The organism is Inquilinus sp. (assembly GCF_057815775.1).
Genome location: NZ_JBYRFX010000065.1, coordinates 1 through 2926 on the forward strand (window position 1 = coordinate 1; position 2926 = coordinate 2926).

General features: G+C 67.2%; 3 protein-coding genes. 2 read left to right on the forward strand and 1 reads right to left on the reverse strand.

The genetic code is table 11. The annotated features are described in order from the left end of the window. A partial coding sequence (locus AC3XYG_RS02595) for a CE1 family esterase (RefSeq protein WP_489138248.1) occupies positions 1–340 on the forward strand: 340 nt, incomplete at its 5' end. A gap of 115 nt (positions 341–455) precedes the next feature. Beyond that, positions 456–842: an endonuclease/exonuclease/phosphatase family protein gene (locus AC3XYG_RS02600; RefSeq protein WP_489138249.1), complete on the forward strand. Its 387-nt coding sequence runs from the start codon at positions 456–458 to the stop codon at positions 840–842. On the opposite strand, the gene AC3XYG_RS02605 is transcribed toward AC3XYG_RS02600, so the two are convergent. Next, a partial coding sequence (locus AC3XYG_RS02605) for a GcvT family protein (RefSeq protein WP_489138250.1) occupies positions 797–2926 on the reverse strand: 2130 nt, incomplete at its 5' end. The two genes, AC3XYG_RS02600 and AC3XYG_RS02605, sit on opposite strands and share 46 nt — an antisense overlap.

Here is a 2926-nt window from a genome sequence, read left to right on the forward strand (position 1 = left end):
CGGTGCCAGGACGACGACGGTTCCGACCATTGTCTTTCACGGCGATGCCGACAAGACGGTCAACTCGGTGAATGCCGACGAGGTCATTGCCCAGGCGACGCCGGCGACTGAGCTTACGACCACCGTCTCGCACGGCACGTCGGCAGGCGGCGTGCCCTACGTCCGCACGGTGCGGACCGATGCCGCCGGAAGATCCAGGTTGGAGCAATGGGTCCTGCACGGCGCCGGCCATGCCTGGTCGGGCGGCAGCCCGGCCGGGTCATACACCGAGCCGCGCGGGCCGGATGCCAGCCGCGAGATGATGCGCTTCTTCCGGCAGCAGCCGGGCGCGAACCCGTGAATCGGATCGGCCGGCCGATAGCGGCGGAACGACCGCCGCGACAGAGCTATTGGCGTTCTGCGCCCCGAAGGCGAACGATAGGGCGCTTTACCCGGCGAAACGGGGGGCCGAGCCGATGAAGATCACCACCTTCAGCGTCAATGGCATCAGCGGCCGGCTGCCGGTGCTGCTCCGCTGGCTCGCGGAGACCCGACCGGATGTCGTCTGCCTGCAGGAGTTGAAGGCGCCTCAGGAGCGGTTCCCAAGGGCGGCGATCTTCAAGGCCGGATACGGCGCGATCTGGCATGGCCAGAAGGCCTGGAACGGCGTCGCCATCCTGGCCCGGGGCGCCGAGCCGCTGGAGACGCGGCGTGGACTGCCGGGCGATCCCGACGACATCCACACCGACGTGGATCGACCTGACGGACGGGTGATCGCCCGACGCGTCTCCGCCGGGCGCCCAGGACGTGACCTATCTCAGCTCCGCGGCTTCAGGTTCTGCGGGTCGTACAGCGCCGCATAGCCCACCGCCGCCACCTCCACCGGGAAGGTCTCGCCGAAATACTCCACGGTCAGGGCCCGGCCCAGCTGGGCATAGCCATGCGGCAGATAGGCGAGGGCGATGTTCTTACCGATCGTCGGGCCGTAGGCGGCGGAGGTGGTGAAGGATCGGCGGCCGAGTTCGTCGACCAGGGTTTCGCCGGTCTCCGGATCCATCACCGGCATGGAGCCGACGGGGTAGCGGGCGACACCGCTGGAATCCCGGTTGTCCGTGATCACCAGGGTGCAGAGCGTCGCCGGCTGGTGGTTGCGCTGGCGATATTCCAGGTGCTTGGCCTTGCCGCGGAAATCGGCCTCCTTGACCTTGGGGCGCGCCAGATCGGCCTCGAGCAGGTTGTATTCGGTCAGCAGATCCGCGTTCTGCAGGCGCAGGCTCTTTTCCATCCGGCGGCTGTTGGCATAGGTCTCGATGCCGACCGCCATGACGCCGGTGGAGCGCAGCGCGTCCCACACCGCCAGGCCGTCATCATAGGCCATGTGCAGTTCCCAGCCCTGCTCGCCGACATAGGAGATGCGGAAGGCGCTGACCTGCTTGCCGGCGATCTCGATCGGCTTGATCGCCGCGAAGGGGAAGTTCTCGATGGACAGCCCGTCGGGATCGGCCACGACCTTCTGCAGGGTCACGCGGGCATTGGGCCCCCAGATGCCGATGGTAACGTATTTCGACGAGACGTCGGTGACCGTGACGTCGAAGCCCTTATCCTGGGCGACCCGGCGCAGATAGTGATGGTCGCGCGGGCCGGCATCGGCCCCGTCGACCACGCGGCAGCTGTCGGCCATGCGGAACACGGTCAAATCGGCCCGCACCATGCCCTGGTCGTCGAGGAAGTGGGTGTAGATGCCCTTGCCGGCATTGGCGTCGCCGCCGATCTTGGCGGCGCAGACCCATTCCAGCAGTTCGAGGTGATCCGGGCCTTCCACATCGATGATGGCGAAGTGGGACAGGTTGATGATGCCGCAATCCTCGCTGAGCGCGAGATGCTCGGCATTCGAGACGCGCCAGAAATGGCGGTTGTCCCACTCGCTCTCGCGCACCGGCACGCGGTCGCCGTATTTTTCGAACAGATGCTCGTTGGCGGCATAGCCGTGGGCGCGCTCCCAGCCGCCGAGCTCCATGAAGTAGCCGCCGAGTTCCTTCTCGCGCTCGTAGAAGGGCGACCGGCGGGCGCCGCGGCCCGTCACGAACGGCTCGCGGGTGTGGACGCCGGGGTTGTAGACCTTCTGGGCCGCTTCGCCGCAGCGACCGGCGATGAACTCTTCCTCGAGCTGGTGCGGATAGAAGCGCGAGACATCCACCCGGGCATGGTCGATCGGCGTGTGGCCGTCCGTCATCCAGTCGGCGATCAGCTTGCCCATGCCGGGGCCGTCCTTGACCCAGACGCCGACGCAGTACCACAGGCCGCGCACCTTCTGGCTCTCGCCCAGCATGGCGTTGCCGTCCGTGGTCACCTGCAGCAGGCCGTTGAACGACCGGCGCTCGTCATAGCCGAGCTCGCCCAGGATCGGCGTCAGCTCGATGGCGCGCTCCAGCGGCTCCAGGATCTGGTCCATTTCCAGGTCGCGCTGCGAGGGTGACAGCCGCGCCTCGTGCTTGGACAGCAGCTCGCGCGGGTGGCACAGGCGGGGATTGTGCTCCTCGTAATACCCCCACTCGATCATGCCGCCTTCGGCCGTCTTCGGGTCGCCGGTGTCGCGCATATAGGCCGAATTGCCCTGGTCGCGCATCAGCGGCCAGCCGAACTCCTTGCCGGTGCCGGCGAACTCTGTATAGGGCCCGAAGAAGGTGAGCGGATGATCGACGGGCATGACCGGCAGGTCCTCGCCCGCCATCTCGGCGATCAGGCGGCCCCACAGGCCCGCGCAAACCACGACATGATCGGCCTCGACGGTGCCGCGGCTGGTGACCACACCCTTGATGCGGCCGTTTTCGATGACAAGCGAAAGAGCCGGCGTGTTGGCGAAGACCTGGAGCTTGCCAGCAGCTTCCCCCTGGTCGACCAGCTTGCCCGCCACCGTCTGCGAGCGGGGAATGACCAGACCGGCATC

What these genes read in the sequence shown, in the direction of transcription:
- AC3XYG_RS02600 (WP_489138249.1), top strand. Translation starts at nt 456, where the DNA reads ATGAAGATCACCACCTTCAGCGTCAATGGCATCAGCGGCCGGCTGCCG.